The 21,719-nt window shown below is 50.0% G+C and carries 2 protein-coding genes and 2 pseudogenes; all 4 read left to right on the forward strand.

Translation table 11 applies throughout. From position 1 onward, the window contains the following. Positions 1–177 precede the first annotated feature (177 nt). The gene (gene srfAA, locus MKY10_RS02000; protein ID WP_048654751.1) at positions 178–10,941 is read left to right on the forward strand and encodes a surfactin non-ribosomal peptide synthetase SrfAA; all 10,764 of its coding nucleotides are present in this window, start codon (positions 178–180) and stop codon (positions 10,939–10,941) included. A gap of 12 nt (positions 10,942–10,953) precedes the next feature. After that, positions 10,954–14,046 (forward strand): annotated as a pseudogene (gene srfAB, locus MKY10_RS02005) (surfactin non-ribosomal peptide synthetase SrfAB); the annotation flags it as partial. 43 nt (positions 14,047–14,089) lie between these two features. Further along, the gene (gene comS / locus MKY10_RS02010; RefSeq protein ID WP_010886404.1) at positions 14,090–14,230 is read left to right on the forward strand and encodes a competence protein ComS; all 141 of its coding nucleotides are present in this window, start codon (positions 14,090–14,092) and stop codon (positions 14,228–14,230) included. After that, a pseudogene (srfAB, locus tag MKY10_RS02015) lies at positions 14,176–21,705 on the forward strand (surfactin non-ribosomal peptide synthetase SrfAB); the annotation flags it as partial. The gene comS and the pseudogene srfAB (MKY10_RS02015), both read left to right, overlap by 55 nt. Positions 21,706–21,719: the final 14 nt, after the last annotated feature.

Genomic DNA, 21,719 nt, shown 5'->3' on the forward strand with positions numbered 1-21,719 from the left:
GGCAGCCTGCTTTAATAGCGGCCATCTGTTTTTTGATTGGAAGCACTGCTTTTTAAGTGTAGTACTTTGGGCTATTTCGGCTGTTAGTTCATAAGAATTAAAAGCTGATATGGATAAGAAAGAGAAAATGCGTTGCACATGTTCACTGCTTATAAAGATTAGGGGAGGTATGACAATATGGAAATAACTTTTTATCCTTTAACGGATGCACAAAAACGAATTTGGTACACAGAAAAATTTTATCCTCACACGAGCATTTCAAATCTTGCGGGGATTGGTAAGCTGGTTTCAGCTGATGCGATTGATTATGTGCTTGTTGAGCAGGCGATTCAAGAGTTTATTCGCAGAAATGACGCCATGCGCCTTCGGTTGCGGCTAGATGAAAACGGGGAGCCTGTACAATATATTAGCGAGTATCGGCCTGTTGATATAAAACATACTGACACTACTGAAGATCCGAATGCGATAGAGTTTATTTCACAATGGAGCCGGGAGGAAACGAAAAAACCTTTGCCGTTGTACGATTGTGATTTATTCCGTTTTTCCTTGTTCACCATAAAGGAAAATGAAGTATGGTTTTACGCAAATGTTCATCACGTGATTTCTGATGGTATCTCCATGAATATTCTCGGGAATGCGATCATGCACATTTATTTAGAATTAGCCAGCGGCTCAGAGGCAAAAGAAGGAATCTCGCATTCATTTATCGATCATGTTTTATCTGAACAGGACTATGCTCAATCGAAGCGGTTTGAAAAGGACAAGGCGTTTTGGAACAAACAATTTGAATCGGTGCCTGAACTTGTTTCCTTGAAACGGAATGCATCCGCAGGGGGAAGTTTAGATGCTGAGAGGTTCTCTAAAGATGTGCCTGAAGCGCTACATCAGCAGATTCTGTCGTTTTGTGAGGCGAATAAAGTCAGTGTTCTTTCGGTATTTCAATCGTTGCTCGCCGCCTACTTGTACAGGGTCAGCGGCCAGAATGATGTTGTGACGGGAACCTTTATGGGCAACCGGACAAATGCGAAAGAGAAGCAGATGCTTGGCATGTTTGTTTCTACGGTTCCGCTTCGGACAAACATTGACGGCGGGCAGGCGTTTTTAGAATTTGTCAAAGACCGGATGAAGGATCTCATGAAGACACTCCGCCACCAAAAGTACCCGTATAATCTCCTGATCAACGATTTGCGTGAAACAAAGAGCTCTCTGACCAAGCTGTTTACTGTTTCTCTTGAATATCAAGTGATGCAGTGGCAGAAAGAAGAGGATCTTGCCTTTTTGACTGAGCCGATTTTCAGCGGCAGCGGATTAAATGATGTCTCAATTCATGTAAAGGATCGATGGGATACTGGGAAACTCACCATAGATTTTGATTACCGCACTGATTTATTTTCTCGTGAAGAAATCAACATGATTTGTGAGCGCATGATTACCATGCTGGAGAACGCGTTAACGCATCCAGAGCATACCATTGATGAATTAACGATGATTTCTGATGCGGAGAAAGAGAAGCTGCTTGCGAGGGCCGGCGGTAAATCTGTGAGCTACCGTAAGGACATGACGATCCCGGAACTGTTCCAAGAAAAGGCTGAGCAGCTTTCAGATCATCCAGCGGTTGTATTCGAAGATCGTACATTGTCCTATCGAACGTTACATGAACAATCCGCACGCATCGCCAATGTGCTGAAACAGAAAGGGGTTGGCCCGGACAGTCCTGTCGCGGTTTTGATTGAACGTTCTGAACGGATGATTACAGCTATCATGGGAATTTTAAAAGCCGGCGGAGCCTATGTGCCGATTGATCCGGGTTTTCCTGCAGAGCGGATTCAATATATTTTGGAGGACTGCGGGGCGGACTTCATCCTGACTGAATCGAAGGTTGCAGCGCCTGAAGCCGATGCTGAGCTGATTGACTTAGATCAGGCAATTGCGGAAGGTGCAGACGATATGACGGAGGCTGATGTAAACGCGCGGAATCTTGCCTACATTATTTACACATCGGGAACAACCGGACGTCCGAAAGGCGTTATGATCGAGCATCGCCAGGTTCATCATTTGGTTGAATCTCTGCAGCAGACGATTTACCAAAGCGGCAGCCAAACCCTGCGGATGGCATTGCTTGCGCCGTTCCACTTTGATGCGTCAGTGAAGCAGATCTTCGCGTCGCTTCTTTTGGGACAAACCCTTTATATCGTACCGAAGAAAACAGTGACGAACGGGACCGCCCTTACTGCATATTATCGGAGAAACAGCATTGAGGCGACGGATGGAACACCGGCTCATTTGCAAATGCTGGCAGCAGCGGGCGATTTTGAAGGCCTAAAACTGAAGCACATGCTGATCGGAGGAGAAGGCCTGTCATCTGTTGTTGCGGACAAGCTGCTGAAGCTGTTTAAAGAAGCCGGCACAGCGCCGCGTTTGACTAATGTGTACGGGCCGACTGAAACGTGCGTTGACGCGTCTGTTCATCCGGTTATCCCTGAGAATGCAGTTCAATCAGCGTATGTGCCGATCGGGAAAGCGCTGGGGAATAACCGCTTATATATTTTGGATCAAAAAGGCCGGCTGCAGCCTGAAGGCGTGGCGGGTGAGCTTTATATTGCGGGAGACGGTGTGGGCCGAGGCTATTTGCATTTGCCTGAATTAACGGAAGAGAAGTTTTTACAAGATCCATTCGTGCCGGGCGATCGCATGTACCGGACCGGGGACGTGGTGCGCTGGCTTCCAGATGGAACAATCGAATATTTAGGCAGAGAGGATGACCAGGTCAAAGTCCGCGGATACCGGATTGAGCTTGGGGAAATTGAAGCCGTGATTCAGCAGGCGCCAGACGTTGCAAAAGCCGTTGTTTTGGCACGCCCTGACGAACAGGGAAATCTTGAGGTTTGCGCATATGTTGTGCAGAAGCCTGGAAGCGAATTTGCGCCAGCCGGCTTGAGGGAGCATGCGGCCAGACAGCTTCCTGACTATATGGTGCCGGCTTACTTTACAGAAGTGACAGAAATTCCGCTTACGCCAAGCGGCAAAGTCGACCGCCGCAAGCTGTTTGCACTAGAGGTGAAGGCTGTCAGCGGCACTGCCTATACAGCGCCGCGAAATGAGACTGAAAAAGCAATCGCAGCCATTTGGCAGGACGTGCTGAACGTTGAGAAGGCGGGGATTTTTGACAATTTCTTTGAAACGGGCGGGCATTCATTGAAGGCCATGACCCTTTTAACAAAGATTCATAAGGAAACAGGCATCGAGATTCCGCTTCAATTTTTGTTTGAGCATCCGACGATTGCGGCTCTTGCAGAGGAAGCTGATCACAGAGAAAGCAAAGCTTTTGCGGTGATTGAACCTGCTGAAAAACAGGAGCATTACCCGCTTTCCCTGGCACAGCAGCGAACATATATCGTCAGCCAGTTCGAGGATGCGGGAGTCGGCTACAACATGCCGGCAGCAGCAATTCTGGAAGGGCCTTTAGATATTCAAAAACTGGAGCGCGCATTTCAGGGGTTAATCCGACGCCACGAGTCATTGAGAACATCATTTGTTCTTGAAAACAGCACGCCGAGACAGAACATTCACGATAGCGTTGATTTCAACATCGAAATGATTGAAAGAGGCGGCCGCTCAGATGAGGCAATTATGGCTTCATTCGTTCGGACATTTGATTTGGCGAAAGCTCCGCTGTTCAGAATCGGTTTGCTGGGGCTTGAAGAGAACCGTCATATGCTGCTGTTTGACATGCACCATTTGATTTCTGACGGTGTATCCATTGGCATTATGCTGGAGGAGTTAGCACGCATTTATAAAGGCGAACAGCTTCCTGAGCTTCGTCTCCAGTATAAGGACTACGCTGTATGGCAAAGCAGACAGGCTGCTGAAGGGTACAAGAAGGACCAGGCTTATTGGAAGGAAGTCTTTGCAGGCGAGCTCCCGGTGCTTCAGCTTCTGTCCGATTACCCAAGACCGCCTGTTCAAAGCTTTGAAGGGGATCGGGTGTCAATCAAGCTGGATGCGGGGGTAAAGGATCGCCTCAATCGTTTGGCTGAACAAAACGGCGCCACTTTATATATGGTGATGCTGTCCGCTTACTATACGCTTTTGTCAAAGTATACGGGGCAGGATGACATCATTGTCGGGACACCGTCAGCGGGCAGAAATCACTCCGATACAGAGGGCATTATCGGGATGTTTGTCAATACGCTTGCGATTCGCAGTGAGGTGAAGCAAGATGAGACGTTTACCCAATTGATCTCGCGTGTCCGCAAACGGGTGCTGAATGCCTTTTCTCATCAGGACTATCCGTTTGAGTGGCTTGTTGAAGATTTGAACATCCCGCGTGATGTTAGCAGGCATCCGCTGTTTGACACGATGTTCAGCCTTCAAAACGCGACAGAGGGCATTCCGGCTGTCGGCGATCTGTCCTTGTCTGTTCATGAGACCAATTTCAAGATTGCCAAATTTGATTTGACCGTGCAGGCGAGAGAAACCGATGAAGGCATTGAGCTTGATTTGGATTACAGCACAAAGCTGTTTAAACAAAGCACGGCAAACAGGCTGCTTACGCATTTTGCGCGTTTGCTTGAAGATGCTGCGGCTGATCCAGAGAAGCCGATTTCTGAGTATAAGCTTCTTTCTGAAGAGGAGGCCGCTTCGCAAATTCAGCAGTTTAACCCGGGCAGAACACCTTATCCGAAAGATAAAACAATTGTTCAGCTGTTTGAGGAGCAAGCGGCGAATACGCCAGACCACACTGCGCTTCAATATGAAGGCGAATCACTCACTTATCGTGAACTGAATGAACGGGCCAATCGTTTAGCCCGCGGCATTCTTTCTCTTGGAGCTGGCGAAGGCAGAACTGCGGCTGTCTTATGCGAGCGGTCAATTGATATGATTGTGTCGATCTTGGCAGTATTAAAATCAGGTTCGGCTTATGTTCCGATCGATCCGGAACATCCGATTCAGCGGATGCAGCATTTCTTCCGTGACAGCGGAGCAAAGGTGCTTCTCACTCAGAGGAAATTAAAGGCTTTGGCGGAAGAAGCGGAATTTAAGGGCGTTATCGTGCTAGCCGATGAGGAAGAAAGCTATCATGCCGATGCGCGAAATCTCGCACTGCCTCTTGATTCTGCAGCAATGGCCAACCTGACGTATACTTCTGGAACGACTGGAACACCTAAGGGGAATATCGTGACTCATGCCAATATTCTCCGCACGGTGAAGGAAACGAATTATCTCAGCATTACAGAACAGGATACGATTCTCGGTCTTTCCAATTACGTGTTTGACGCGTTTATGTTCGATATGTTCGGCTCTTTGTTAAACGGAGCCAAGCTGGTGCTGATACCGAAGGAAACCGTTTTGGACATGGCTCGCCTGTCCCGCGTCATTGAACGGGAGAACATCAGCATTCTCATGATTACAACCGCTTTGTTCCACTTGCTTGTGGACTTGAATCCGGCATGCTTGTCAACGCTTCGCAAGATTATGTTTGGCGGGGAACGGGCTTCGGTTGAGCATGTCAGAAAAGCTTTGCAAACGGTTGGAAAGGGCAAGCTTCTTCACATGTATGGGCCGTCTGAAAGCACGGTTTTCGCGACGTATCATCCGGTTGATGAATTGGAGGAGCACACTCTGTCTGTTCCGATTGGAAAACCGGTTAGCAATACGGAAGTATACATTCTTGACCGTACGGGACACGTGCAGCCTGCCGGGATTGCCGGAGAGCTTTGCGTCAGCGGCGAAGGTCTCGTGAAAGGCTATTACAACCGTCCAGAACTGACTGAGGAGAAATTTGTTCCCCATCCGTTTACATCCGGCGAACGCATGTATAAAACGGGAGACCTTGCGAGATGGCTGCCGAATGGCGACATCGAATTTATCGGGCGAATCGACCATCAGGTGAAGATTCGCGGACAGCGCATCGAGCTTGGAGAAATCGAACATCAGCTGCAAACCCATGATCGTGTTCAGGAAAGTGTTGTGCTTGCCGTTGATCAAGGAGCGGGAGATAAACTGTTGTGTGCTTACTATGTCGGAGAGGGAGACATCTCATCACAAGAGATGAGAGAGCATGCTGCGAAGGACTTGCCGGCATATATGGTTCCTGCGGTGTTTATCCAAATGGACGAGCTGCCGCTGACAGGGAACGGAAAAATTGACCGGAGAGCGCTGCCGATTCCTGATGCCAACGTTTCAAGAGGTGTTTCATATGTTGCGCCACGCAATGGAACGGAACAAAAAGTCGCGGACATTTGGGCACAGGTACTTCAGGCAGAACAAGTCGGCGCTTATGACCACTTCTTTGACATTGGCGGACATTCATTAGCAGGCATGAAGATGCTTGCCTTGGTTCATCAGGAACTGGGCGTTGAGCTGTCACTCAAGGATCTCTTCCAGTCACCGACGGTTGAGGGCTTGGCACAGGTGATTGCCTCCGCTGAAAAAGGGACAGCCGCAAGTATCAGCCCGGCAGAGAAACAAGATACGTATCCTGTTTCTTCACCGCAAAAACGGATGTACGTGCTTCAGCAGCTTGAGGATGCGCAAACGAGCTATAACATGCCGGCGGTTCTGCGCCTGACAGGTGAGCTTGATGTTGAAAGGCTTAACAGCGTCATGCAGCAGTTAATGCAGCGTCATGAAGCCTTGAGAACCACGTTTGAAATAAAAGATGGAGAAACGGTGCAGCGGATCTGGGAAAAGGCTGAGTGTGAGATAGCCTATTTCGAAGCCCCGGAAGAAGAGATAGAGCGGATCGTTTCTGAGTTTATTAAGCCTTTCAAAATCGACCAACTTCCACTGTTCAGAATAGGGCTTATCAAGCATTCAGACACTGAGCATGTGCTGCTGTTCGATATGCATCATATTATTTCTGATGGTGCATCTGTCGGTGTGCTGATTGAGGAGCTTTCAAAGCTGTACGACGGAGAAACCCTTGAGCCGCTCCGTATTCAATATAAGGATTATGCCGTGTGGCAGCAGCAGTTCATTCAGTCTGAGCTTTACAAGAAGCAAGAAGAGCATTGGCTGAAGGAGCTGGACGGAGAGCTGCCGGTGCTGACGCTTCCGACCGATTACAGTCGGCCTGCCGTTCAAACATTTGAGGGAGACCGCATTGCATTTTCATTAGAAGCAGGCAAAGCTGATGCTCTGCGCAGGCTTGCAAAAGAAACGGATTCCACGCTTTACATGGTGCTTCTGGCTTCATACAGTGCATTTTTATCAAAACTTAGCGGGCAAGACGATATCATCGTCGGTTCACCTGTGGCCGGACGATCTCAAGCGGACGTCAGCCGCGTCATCGGAATGTTCGTCAATACATTAGCGTTGCGCACGTATCCGAAGGGTGAAAAGACGTTTGCTGACTATCTTAACGAAGTGAAAGAAACGGCACTCAGCGCTTTTGATGCGCAGGATTACCCACTTGAGGATTTGATCGGAAATGTTCAGGTTCAGCGTGACACAAGCAGAAATCCGTTATTCGATGCAGTTTTTTCAATGCAAAATGCGAATATAAAGGATTTAACAATGAAAGGGATTCAGCTTGAGCCGCATCCGTTTGAACGGAAAACAGCCAAGTTTGACCTCACGCTGACGGCTGACGAAACCGACGGAGGGCTTACATTCGTACTCGAATACAATACAGCTCTGTTTAAGCAGGAAACGATTGAACGATGGAAGCAATATTGGATGGAGCTTTTAGATGCAGTTACTGGGAACCCGAACCAGCCGCTTTCCAGCCTGTCACTGGTCACTGAGACAGAAAAGCAAGCGCTTCTTGAGGCATGGAAGGGCAAAGCGCTGTCTGTGCCGACAGACAAAACGGTTCATCAGCTATTCGAAGAGACTGTCCAGTGCCACAAAGACCGCCCGGCTGTCACATACAACGGCCAGTCTTGGACGTACGGCGAGCTGAATGCGAAGGCAAACCGTCTCGCGCGGATTCTGATGGACTGCGGCATCAGCCCGGATGACCGCGTCGGCATTCTCACGAAGCCGTCGCTTGAAATGTCCGCCGCGGTGCTCGGCGTCTTGAAAGCCGGAGCGGCGTTTGTGCCGATTGATCCTGACTACCCGGATCAGCGGATTGAGTATATTTTACAGGACAGCGGCGCGAAGCTCCTCTTGAAACAGGAAGGCATTTCAGTGCCGGACAGCTATACGGGAGATGTCATTCTTCTCGACGGAAGCCGCACGATTCTAAGCCTGCCGCTTGATGAAAACGACGAGGGAAATCCAGAGACGGCTGTAACCGCGGAGAACTTGGCGTACATGATTTACACGTCTGGAACGACCGGACAGCCGAAGGGTGTCATGGTCGAGCACCATGCGCTTGTGAACCTGTGCTTCTGGCACCACGACGCGTTCAGCATGACAGTAGAGGACCGCAGTGCGAAGTACGCGGGCTTTGGGTTCGACGCTTCCATTTGGGAGATGTTCCCGACCTGGACGATCGGTGCTGAACTTCACGTCATTGATGAAGCGATCCGCCTCGATATCGTCCGCCTGAACGATTACTTCGAAACGAACGGCGTAACGATCACGTTCCTGCCGACACAGCTTGCGGAACAGTTCATGGAGCTTGAGAACACATCACTTCGCGTATTGCTCACTGGAGGAGACAAGCTGAAGCGGGCAGTGAAAAAGCCGTACACACTCGTCAACAACTACGGGCCGACAGAAAATACGGTCGTTGCCACGAGTACAGAAATCCATCCGGAGGAAGGCTCGCTTTCCATCGGAAGGGCCATTGCCAATACGAGAGTATACATTCTCGGCGAGGGCAATCAGGTGCAGCCGGAAGGCGTAGCCGGAGAGCTTTGCGTGGCGGGGCGCGGACTGGCACGAGGCTATCTGAATCGAGAAGACGAAACCGCGAAGCGGTTTGTCGCTGATCCGTTTGTGCCGGGTGAGCGCATGTACCGCACCGGCGATTTGGTGAAATGGACGGGCGGCGGCATCGAATACATCGGCCGGATCGACCAGCAGGTCAAGGTCCGCGGCTACCGGATCGAGCTTTCAGAAATTGAAGTCCAGCTCGCCCAGCTTTCTGAGGTGCAGGATGCGGCGGTGACAGCTGTCAAGGATAAAGGCGGCAATACAGCGATCGCGGCGTATGTCACCCCGGAAACAGCTGATATAGAAGCACTAAAATCAACACTAAAGGAAACCCTGCCGGATTACATGATCCCGGTGTTCTGGGTGACGCTGAACGAGCTTCCGGTTACGGCAAACGGCAAAGTCGACCGCAAAGCCTTGCCTGAGCCGGACATCGAAGCGGGAAGCGGAGAATACAAAGCGCCGACGACCGACATGGAAGAGCTGCTTGCCGGCATCTGGCAGGACGTGCTTGGAATGTCTGAAGTCGGTGTCACCGACAATTTCTTCTCGCTTGGCGGAGATTCCATCAAAGGAATTCAAATGGCGAGCCGCTTGAATCAGCACGGCTGGAAGCTGGAAATGAAAGATCTCTTCCAGCATCCGACGATCGAAGAGCTTACCCAATATGTAGAGCGTGCCGAAGGCAAACAGGCAGACCAAGGCCCGGTGGAGGGCGAAGTCATCCTGACGCCGATCCAGCGCTGGTTCTTTGAAAAGAACTTCACGAACAAGCACCACTGGAACCAATCGGTGATGCTTTACGCCAAGAAGGGCTTTGATCCTGAACGAGTGGAGAAAACATTGCAGGCGCTGATCGAGCATCATGACGCGCTCCGTATGGTCTATCGTGAGGGACAGGAAGACGTCATTCAATACAACAGAGGTCTTGAAGCTGCTTCCGCTCAATTGGAGGTCATCCAGATTGAGGGCCAAGCTGCAGATTACGAAGACCGTATAGAGAGAGAAGCGGAGCGTTTGCAAAGCAGCATCGACTTGCAGGAAGGCGGCTTGTTAAAAGCAGGATTGTTCCAAGCGGAAGACGGAGACCACTTGCTTCTTGCCATTCACCACTTAGTGGTTGACGGCGTGTCGTGGCGGATTTTACTGGAGGATTTCGCCGCAGTATATACACAGCTTGAGCAAGGCAATGAACCGGTTCTCCCGCAGAAAACACATTCATTTGCAGAGTATGCAGAGAGATTGCAAGACTTCGCGAACTCCAAAGCCTTTTTGAAAGAAAAAGAGTATTGGAGACAGCTTGAAGAACAAGCTGTCGCGGCAAAGCTTCCGAAAGACCGCGAATCTGGTGATCAGCGAATGAAACATACAAAGACAATTGAATTCTCGCTGACTGCTGAAGAGACAGAACAGCTCACCACAAAGGTGCATGAGGCATATCACACAGAAATGAATGATATTTTGCTGACGGCATTCGGATTGGCAATGAAGGAGTGGACGGGTCAGGATCGAGTAAATGTTCATTTAGAGGGGCACGGACGTGAAGAAATCATAGAAGACCTGACCATTTCCCGCACAGTCGGCTGGTTTACAAGTATGTACCCAATGGTGCTCGATATGAAGCATGCGGATGATCTGGGCTACCAGCTGAAGCAAATGAAAGAAGATATCAGACATGTGCCGAATAAGGGAGTCGGATACGGCATTCTGCGCTATCTGACGGCCCCGGAACATAAAGAAGATGTGGCGTTCTCGATTCAGCCGGATGTCAGCTTCAACTATTTAGGTCAGTTTGACGAAATGTCGGATGCAGGTTTGTTTACGAGATCAGAGCTGCCATCAGGACAGTCATTAAGCCCTGAAACAGAAAAACCGAATGCGCTGGATGTTGTCGGATATATCGAAAACGGAAAACTGACGATGTCACTGGCCTATCATTCTCTTGAATTTCATGAAAAAACAGTACAAACATTCAGTGACAGCTTTAAAGCGCATCTTCTCAGAATCATTGAACATTGCCTATCTCAAGACGGTACGGAACTGACCCCGAGTGATCTTGGTGACGACGATTTGACGCTGGATGAGCTGGATAAATTAATGGAAATTTTCTAATAGAGGTGGCATATGAGCAAAAAATCGATTCAAAAGGTGTACGCACTGACACCAATGCAGGAGGGAATGCTGTATCATGCGATGCTTGATCCGCATTCTTCCTCGTACTTCACACAATTAGAGCTTGGGATTCACGGCGCTTTTGATCTTGAAATCTTTGAGAAAAGCGTCAATGAACTGATTCGGTCATACGATATTCTCCGTACGGTATTTGTGCATCAGCAGCTGCAAAAACCGCGTCAGGTCGTGTTAGCGGAACGCAAAACAAAGGTGCATTATGAGGATATCAGTCATGCAGACGAGAACCGCCAGAAAGAGCACATTGAGCGTTACAAACAAGACGTTCAGCGCCAAGGCTTTAACCTGGCAAAAGACATATTGTTCAAGGTAGCGGTTTTCCGCCTTGATGCAGATCAGCTGTATCTTGTCTGGAGCAATCATCATATTATGATGGACGGCTGGAGCATGGGCGTCCTCATGAAAAGCCTGTTCCAAAACTATGAAGCGCTCAGAGCAGGAAGGACACCTGCAAACGGTCAAGGCAAGCCTTACTCCGACTACATCAAATGGCTTGGAAAACAGGACAATGAAGAAGCGGAGAGCTACTGGAGCGAGCGCTTGGCGGGTTTTGAACAGCCAAGCGTGCTCCCGGGCCGCCTGCCTGTAAAAAAAGACGAATACGTCAATAAAGAATATTCCTTTACATGGGACGAAACACTGGTTGCCCGCATTCAGAAAACCGCAAACCTTCATCAAGTGACAGGGCCTAACCTATTTCAGGCCGTTTGGGGCATTGTTCTCAGCAAATACAACTTTACGGATGATGTGATCTTCGGAACGGTCGTCTCGGGACGACCGTCTGAAATCAACGGAATCGAAACGATGGCGGGGCTGTTTATCAACACCATTCCAGTGCGGGTGAAAGTTGAACGAGATGCTGCATTCGCTGATATTTTCACAGCTGTTCAGCAGCATGCAGTAGAGGCAGAGCGTTACGATTACGTGCCGCTCTATGAGATTCAAAAACGCTCAGCCCTTGATGGCAATCTCTTAAACCATCTGGTCGCGTTTGAAAATTATCCGCTTGATCAAGAGCTTGAAAACGGCAGCATGGAAGACCGCCTCGGGTTTTCAATTAAGGTAGAAAGCGCATTTGAACAAACGAGCTTCGATTTCAACCTGATTGTGTATCCAGGCAAAACATGGACCGTCAAAATTAAATATAACGGAGCCGCCTTTGATTCCGCTTTTATCGAACGGACAGCGGAGCACCTTACCCGTATGATGGAAGCAGCTGTCGATCAGCCGGCCGCTTTTGTGCGTGAGTACGGGCTTGTGGGAGACGAAGAGCAGCGTCAAATTGTCGAGGTGTTTAACAGCACGAAAGCCGAACTTCCTGAAGGAATGGCTATTCATCAGGTGTTTGAAGAGCAAGCAAAACGGACGCCGGCGAGCACTGCCGTCGTATATGAAGGAACCGAGCTGACGTACCGCGAGCTGAATGCAGCGGCCAACCGTCTGGCGAGAAAGCTTGTCGAACAAGGTCTTCAAAAAGGGGAAACAGCAGCGATTATGAACGACCGCTCAGTAGAAACTGTTGTCGGCATGCTGGCTGTTTTAAAAGCAGGCGCCGCATATGTGCCGCTTGATCCAGCGCTTCCTGGGGATCGTCTTCGTTTCATGGCAGAGGACAGCTCCGTTCGAATGGTTTTGATCGGAAATTCTTATACAGGGCAGGCACATCAGCTGCAAGTGCCGGTTCTTACACTGGACATAGGCTTTGAAGAGAGCGAAGCGGCTGACAATCTCAACCTGCCATCCGCCCCGTCTGATTTGGCGTACATCATGTACACATCCGGTTCAACGGGCAAACCGAAAGGCGTCATGATCGAACATAAAAGCATTCTGCGCCTCGTCAAAAATGCCGGGTACGTTCCTGTTACTGAAGAGGACCGCATGGCGCAAACGGGAGCTGTCAGCTTTGATGCCGGAACGTTTGAGGTATTCGGCGCACTGCTGAATGGCGCAGCGCTTTATCCGGTCAAAAAAGAGACGCTGCTTGATGCGAAACAATTTGCTGCATTTCTGCGTGAGCAAAGAATCTCGACGATGTGGCTGACATCACCTTTATTCAACCAGCTTGCTGCAAAGGATGCGGGTATGTTCGGCACACTGCGCCATTTAATCATCGGCGGAGATGCCCTTGTCCCGCATATTGTCAGCAAAGTAAAACAGGCATCGCCGTCGCTTTCATTGTGGAACGGATACGGCCCGACAGAAAACACGACGTTTTCAACCAGTTTTCTGATCGACCGTGAGTATGGGGGCTCTATCCCAATCGGGAAGCCTATCGGAAATTCCACTGCCTACATCCTGGATGAGCAGCAATGCCTGCAGCCAATCGGCGCGCCTGGTGAGCTTTGCGTAGGCGGAATCGGTGTAGCGCGTGGGTATGTCAATCTCCCTGAGCTGACAGAGAAGCAATTTCTCGAAGATCCGTTCAGACCGGGTGAGAGAATTTATCGCACTGGTGACTTGGCAAGATGGCTGCCGGACGGCAATATTGAATTTTTAGGCAGAATCGACAACCAAGTGAAGGTGCGCGGCTTCCGAATTGAGCTTGGCGAAATTGAAACAAAACTGAACATGGCTGAGCATGTGACAGAGGCTGCGGTGATCATCCGCAAGAACAAAGCAGATGAAAATGAAATTTGCGCGTACTTCACGGCGGATCGTGAAGTGGCTGTGAGTGAGCTGAGAAAAACACTGTCTCAGTCTTTGCCTGACTATATGGTCCCTGCCCACCTGATTCAAATGGACAGCCTGCCGCTCACGCCAAACGGGAAAATCAATAAAAAAGAACTGCCTGCACCGCAATCAGAAGCCGTGCAGCCGGAATACGCAGCACCAGAAACAGAGAGTGAAAAGAAATTAGCGGAGATCTGGGAAGGAATACTCGGCGTCAGAGCAGGCGTTACCGATAACTTCTTTATGATCGGCGGTCATTCTTTGAAAGCGATGATGATGACGGCGAAAATTCAAGAGCATTTTCATAAGGAAGTTCCGATAAAAGTGCTTTTTGAAAAGCCGACTATTCAAGAACTGGCACTGTATTTGGAAGAGAACGAAAGCAAGGAGGAGCAGACGTTTGAACCGATCAGGCAAGCATCTTATCAGCAGCATTATCCTGTATCCCCGGCCCAGCGGAGAATGTATATCCTCAATCAGCTTGGACAAGCAAACACAAGCTACAACGTCCCCGCTGTACTTCTGCTGGAGGGAGAAGTAGATAAAGACCGGCTTGAAAACGCGATTCAGCAGTTAATCAACCGGCACGAAATCCTCCGTACATCGTTTGACATGATCGACGGAGAGGTTGTGCAAACCGTTCATAAAAACATATCGTTCCAGCTGGAGGCTGCCAAGGGACGGGAAGAAGACGCGGAAGAGATAATCAAAGCATTTGTTCAGCCGTTTGAATTAAACCGCGCGCCGCTCGTCCGTTCGAAGCTTGTCCAGCTGGAAGAAAAACGCCATCTGCTGCTCATTGATATGCATCATATTATTACTGACGGAAGTTCAACAGGCATTCTAATCGGTGATCTTGCCAAAATATATCAAGGCGCAGATCTGGAACTGCCACAAATTCACTATAAAGATTACGCAGTTTGGCACAAAGAACAAACTAATTATCAAAAAGATGAGGAATACTGGCTCGATGTCTTTAAAGGCGAACTGCCAATACTGGATCTTCCCGCGGATTTCGAGCGGCCAGCTGAACGGAGCTTTGCGGGAGAACGCGTGATGTTTGGGCTTGATAAGCAAATCACGGCTCAAATCAAATCGCTCATGGCAGAAACAGATACGACGATATACATGTTTTTGCTGGCGGCGTTCAATGTACTCCTTTCCAAGTACGCGTCACAGGATGATATCATTGTCGGCTCGCCGACAGCTGGCAGAACACATCCTGATCTGCAAGGTGTGCCGGGTATGTTTGTCAACACGGTGGCACTCAGAACGGCACCAGCGGGAGATAAAACCTTCGCGCAATTCCTTGAAGAGGTCAAAACAGCCAGCCTTCAAGCGTTCGAGCACCAGAGCTATCCGCTTGAGGAGCTGATTGAAAAGCTTCCGCTTACAAGGGATACAAGCAGAAGTCCGCTGTTCAGCGTGATGTTCAACATGCAAAATATGGAGATTCCTTCATTAAGATTAGGAGATTTGAAGATTTCCTCGTATTCCATGCTTCATCATGTTGCGAAATTTGATCTTTCCTTGGAAGCGGTCGAGCGTGAAGAGGATATCGGCCTAAGCTTTGACTATGCGACTGCCTTGTTTAAGGACGAGACGATCCGCCGCTGGAGCCGCCACTTTGTCAATATCATCAAAGCGGCCGCGGCTAATCCAAACGTTCGGCTGTCTGATGTAGATCTGCTTTCATCTGCAGAAACAGCTGCTTTGCTAGAAGAAAGACATATGACTCAAATTACCGAAGCAACCTTTGCCGCTCTTTTTGAAAAACAGGCCCAGCAAACACCTGACCATCCTGCGGTGAAGGCTGGCGGAAATCTGCTGACCTATCGCGAGCTTGATGAACAGGCGAACCAGCTGGCGCATCATCTTCGTGCCCAAGGGGCAGGAAATGAAGACATTGTCGCGATTGTTATGGACCGGTCAGCTGAAGTCATGGTATCGATTCTCGGTGTCATGAAGGCGGGGGCAGCTTTCCTTCCGATTGATCCTGATACACCCGAAGAACGAATCCGTTATTCATTAGAGGACAGCGGTGCAAAATTTGCGGTCGTGAATGAAAGAAACATGACGGCTATTGGGCAATATGAAGGGACAATCGTCAGCCTTGATGACGGTAAATGGAGAAATGAAAGCAAGGAGCGCCCATCATCCATTTCCGGGTCTCGCAATCTTGCATACGTCATTTATACGTCCGGTACGACCGGAAAGCCAAAGGGCGTGCAGATTGAGCATCGCAATCTGACAAACTATGTCTCTTGGTTTAGTGAAGAGGCGAGCCTGACGGAAAATGATAAGACTGTATTGCTTTCATCTTACGCATTTGACCTTGGCTATACGAGCATGTTCCCTGTACTTCTGGGCGGGGGCGAGCTCCATATCGTCCAGAAGGAAACCTATACGGCGCCGGATGAAATAGCGCACTATATCAAGGAGCATGGGATCACTTATATCAAACTGACACCGTCTCTGTTCCATACAATAGTGAACACCGCCAGTTTTGCAAAAGATGCAAACTTTGAATCCTTGCGCTTGATCGTCTTGGGAGGAGAAAAAATCATCCCGACTGATGTTCTCGCCTTCCGTAAGATGTATGGACATACCGAATTTATCAATCACTACGGCCCGACAGAAGCAACGATCGGCGCCATCGCCGGGCGGGTTGATCTGTCTGAGCCGGATGCATTTGCGAAACGCCCGACAATCGGACGGCCGATTACGAATGCCGGCGCGCTTGTCTTAAATGAAGCATTGAAGCTTGTGCCGCCGGGAGCGAGCGGACAGCTCTATATCACGGGACAGGGGCTTGCGAGAGGGTATCTCAACAGGCCTCAGCTGACAGCCGAGAGATTTGTAGAAAATCCATATTCGCCGGGAAGCCTCATGTACAAAACCGGAGATGTCGTACGAAGACTTTCTGACGGTACGCTTGCATTTATCGGCCGGGCTGATGATCAGGTGAAAATCCGAGGCTACCGCATTGAGCCGAAAGAAATTGAAACGGTCATGCTCAGCCTCAGCGGAATTCAAGAAGCGGTTGTACTAGCGGTTTCCGAGGGCGGTCTTCAAGAGCTTTGCGCGTATTATACGTCGGATCAAGCTATTGAAAAAGCAGAGCTCCGGAAGCAGCTTTCCCTAACACTGCCGTCTCATATGATTCCTGCTTTCTTTGTGCAGGTTGACGCGATTCCGCTGACGGCAAACGGAAAAACCGACAGAAACGCTTTGCCAAAGCCGAACGCGGCACAATCCGGAGGCAAGGCATTGGCCGCACCGGAGACAGCGCTTGAAGAAAGCTTATGCCGCATTTGGCAGAAAACGCTTGGCATAGAAGCCATCGGCATTGACGACAATTTTTTCGATTTAGGCGGCCATTCATTAAAAGGGATGATGCTGATTGCCAACATTCAGGCGGAATTGGAGAAAAGCGTACCGCTTAAAGCACTGTTCGAGCAGCCGACTGTTCGCCAGCTGGCGGCTTATATGGAGGCGTCTGCTGTTTCAGGCGGCCATCAAGTCCTCAAACCGGCTGACAAGCAGGATATGTATCCAGTGTCATCCGCACAGAAACGGATGTACGTGCTCAATCAGCTTGACCGCCAGACGATAAGCTACAACATGCCATCTGTTCTTCTAATGGAAGGAGAGCTTGATATTTCGTGCCTGCGCGACTCACTCAATCAGCTTGTGAACCGTCACGAATCATTGCGGACGTCATTTATGGAAGCTAATGGTGAGCCTGTTCAGCGCATCATTGAGGAGGCGGAGGTTGATCTTCATCTGTTTGAAGCCAAAGAAGACGAAGCGGACCAAAAGATTAAGGAATTTATCCGGCCATTCGACTTAACCGACGCACCGCTCATTCGCGCAGCTTTGCTTCGAATAGAAGCGAAAAAACATTTGCTGCTTTTAGATATGCATCATATCATCGCAGACGGCGTCTCAAGAGGCATTTTTGTAAAAGAATTGGCGCTGCTTTACAAAGGAGAGCAGCTTCCGGAGCCGGCGCTTCATTATAAAGATTTCGCCGTTTGGCAACATGAAGCTGAGCAAAAAGAACGGATGAAGGAGCATGAGGCGTACTGGATGTCAGTTCTTTCAGGCGAGCTGCCAGAGCTTGATCTCCCGCTCGATTACGCCCGTCCGCCTGTGCAAAGCTTTAAAGGAGATACGATCCGTTTCCGTACGGGAAGTGAGACGGCAAAGGCGGTAGAAAAACTGCTTGCGGAAACCGGAACGACCTTGCACATGGTGCTCCATGCTGTTTTCCACGTCTTTTTAAGCAAAATTTCCGGACAGCGGGATATCGTCATCGGCTCCGTTACTGCCGGCCGGACGAATGCTGATGTTCAGGACATGCCGGGAATGTTCGTCAATACACTTGCCCTGAGAATGGAAGCGAAAGAACAGCAAACATTTGCGGAGCTTTTGGAGCAAGCAAAGCAGACGAACCTGTCAGCGCTTGAGCATCAGGAGTATCCGTTTGAAGATCTGGTTAATCAGCTTGATCTCCCTCGGGATATGAGCCGAAACCCATTGTTTAATGTGATGGTGACGACAGAAAACCCTGATAAAGAACAGCTTACATTGCAAAATCTGAGCATTTCACCTTATGAGGCTCATCAGGGAACCTCTAAGTTTGATCTGACACTGGGCGGATTTACTGATGAAAATGGCATTGGCTTGCAGCTCGAATATGCGACAGATCTGTTCGCAAAAGAAACAGCTGAAAAATGGAGCGAATACGTTCTGCGGCTACTAAAGGCTGTTGCGGATAACCCGAACCAGCCGCTTTCCAGCCTGTCACTGGTCACCGAGACAGAAAAGCAAGCGCTTCTTGAGGCATGGAAGGGTAAAGCGCTGCCTGTGCCGACAGACAAAACGGTTCATCAGCTATTCGAAGAGACTGTCCAGCGCCACAAAGACCGCCCGGCTGTCACATACAACGGCCAGTCTTGGACGTACGGCGAGCTGAATGCGAAGGCGAATCGTCTCGCGCGGATTCTGATGGACTGCGGCATCAGTCCGGATGACCGCGTCGGCATTCTCACGAAGCCGTCGCTTGAAATGTCCGCCGCGGTGCTCGGCGTCTTGAAAGCCGGAGCGGCGTTTGTGCCGATTGATCCTGACTACCCGGATCAGCGGATTGAGTATATTTTACAGGACAGCGGCGCGAAGCTTCTCTTGAAACAGGAAGGCATTTCAGTGCCGGACAGCTTTACGGGAGATGTCATTCTTCTCGACGGAAGCCGCACGATTCTAAGCCTGCCGCTTGATGAAAACGACGAGGGAAATCCAGAAACCGCTGTAACCGCGGAGAACTTGGCGTACATGATTTACACGTCTGGAACGACCGGACAGCCGAAGGGTGTCATGGTCGAGCACCATGCGCTTGTGAACCTGTGCTTCTGGCACCATGACGCGTTCAGCATGACAGCGGAGGACCGCAGTGCGAAGTACGCGGGCTTTGGGTTCGACGCTTCCATTTGGGAGATGTTCCCGACCTGGACGATCGGTGCCGAGCTTCACGTCATTGATGAAGCGATCCGCCTCGATATCGTCCGCCTGAACGATTATTTTGAAACGAACGGCATAACGATCACGTTCCTGCCGACACAGCTTGCGGAACAGTTCATGGAGCTTGAGAACACATCACTTCGCGTATTGCTTACTGGAGGAGACAAGCTGAAGCGGGCAGTGAAAAAGCCGTACACACTCGTCAACAACTACGGGCCGACAGAGAATACGGTCGTTGCCACAAGCGCAGAAATCCATCCGGAGGAAGGCTCGCTTTCCATCGGAAGGGCCATTGCCAATACGAGAGTATACATTCTCGGCGAGGGCAATCAGGTGCAGCCGGAAGGCGTAGCCGGAGAGCTTTGCGTGGCGGGGCGCGGACTGGCACGCGGCTATCTGAATCGAGAAGACGAAACCGCGAAGCGGTTTGTCGCTGATCCGTTTGTGCCGGGTGAGCGCATGTACCGCACCGGCGATTTGGTGAAATGGACGGGCGGCGGCATCGAATACATCGGCCGGATCGACCAGCAGGTCAAGGTCCGCGGCTACCGGATCGAGCTCTCAGAAATTGAAGTCCAGCTCGCACAGCTTTCTGAGGTGCAGGATGCGGCGGTGACAGCTGTCAAAGATAAAGGAGGCAACACAGCGATCGCGGCGTATGTCACACCGGAAACAGCTGACATAGAAGCACTGAAATCAGCACTAAAGGAAACCCTGCCGGATTACATGATCCCGGCGTTCTGGGTGACGCTGGACGAGCTTCCGGTTACGGCAAACGGCAAAGTGGACCGTAAAGCCTTGCCTGAGCCGGACATCGAAGCGGGAAGCGGAGAATACAAAGCGCCTACGACCGACATGGAAGAGCTGCTTGCCGGCATCTGGCAGGACGTGCTTGGAATGTCTGAAGTCGGTGTCACCGACAATTTCTTCTCGCTTGGCGGAGATTCCATCAAAGGAATTCAAATGGCGAGCCGCTTGAACCAGCACGGCTGGAAGCTGGAAATGAAAGATCTCTTCCAGCACCCGACGATCGAAGAGCTCACCCAGTACGTAGAGCGTGCCGAAGGCAAACAGGCAGACCAAGGCCCGGTAGAGGGCGAAGTCATCCTGACGCCGATCCAGCGCTGGTTCTTTGAAAAGAACTTCACGAACAAGCACCACTGGAACCAATCGGTGATGCTTCACGCCGCGAAGGGCTTTGACCCTGAACGGGTGGAGAAAACATTGCAGGCGCTGATCGAGCATCATGACGCGCTCCGCATGGTCTATCGTGAGGAAAACGGGGACATCGTTCAGGCGTATCAACCGATCAGTGAGAGCAAGGTCAGCTTCGAAATCGTGGATCTGTACGGCTCCGATGAAGAGATGCTGAGAAGCCAGATTAAAATTCTCGCGAACAAGCTGCAGAGCAGTCTCGATCTGCAAAACGGGCCGCTTCTAAAGGCGGAGCAATATCGCACAGAAGCCGGGGATCACCTGCTCATTGCTGTACACCATCTGGTGGTCGACGGTGTGTCATGGCGGATTTTGCTTGAAGATTTTGCTTCAGGCTACATGCAGGCTGAGAAAGAAGAGAGCCTTGTCTTCCCGCAAAAAACAAACTCCTTCAAGGACTGGGCGGAAGAACTGGCGGCATTCAGCCAATCAGCGCATCTTTTACAGCAGGCTGAATACTGGTCGCAAATTGCCGCTGAACAGGTTTCTCCTTTACCGAAGGATTGTAAAACAGAGCAGCGGATCGTCAAGGATACATCATCTGTCCTATGTGAATTAACGGAAGAAGACACTAAGCATCTTTTAACAGATGTTCATCAGCCATATGGAACTGAAATCAACGATATTCTTCTCAGCGCGCTCGGTTTGACAATGAAAGAATGGACAAAGGGGGCCAAAATTGGCATTAACCTTGAGGGACACGGCCGGGAGGACATTATCCCGAATGTGAATATCTCCAGAACGGTCGGCTGGTTTACGGCACAATACCCTGTTGTGCTCGACATATCTGACGCAGATGCCTCGGCTGTGATCAAAACAGTCAAAGAAAACCTGCGCCGCATTCCGGACAAAGGTGTTGGCTACGGCATTCTTCGTTATTTCACAGAAACAGCGGAAACAAAGGGCTTCACACCGGAGATCAGCTTCAACTATTTGGGCCAATTCGACAGTGAAGTCAAAACCGATTTCTTTGAACCGTCCGCTTTCGATATGGGGCGCCAAGTAAGCGGAGAATCAGAGGCGCTGTACGCTTTAAGCTTCAGCGGCATGATCAGAAACGGCCGGTTTGTGCTTTCCTGCTCCTACAATGAGAAGGAGTTTGAAAGAGCTACAGTCGAGGAGCAAATGGAACGGTTTAAAGAAAACCTCCTGATGCTAATCCGCCATTGCACGGAAAAAGAAGACAAGGAATTCACACCAAGCGACTTTAGCGCCGAAGACCTTGAAATGGACGAGATGGGAGATATCTTTGACATGCTTGAGGAGAATTTAAAATAAAACGCAAGGGAATT

Origin of the sequence: Bacillus sp. FSL P4-0290 (assembly GCF_037975435.1) — a bacterium.
Lineage (GTDB): Bacteria > Bacillota > Bacilli > Bacillales > Bacillaceae > Bacillus > Bacillus subtilis.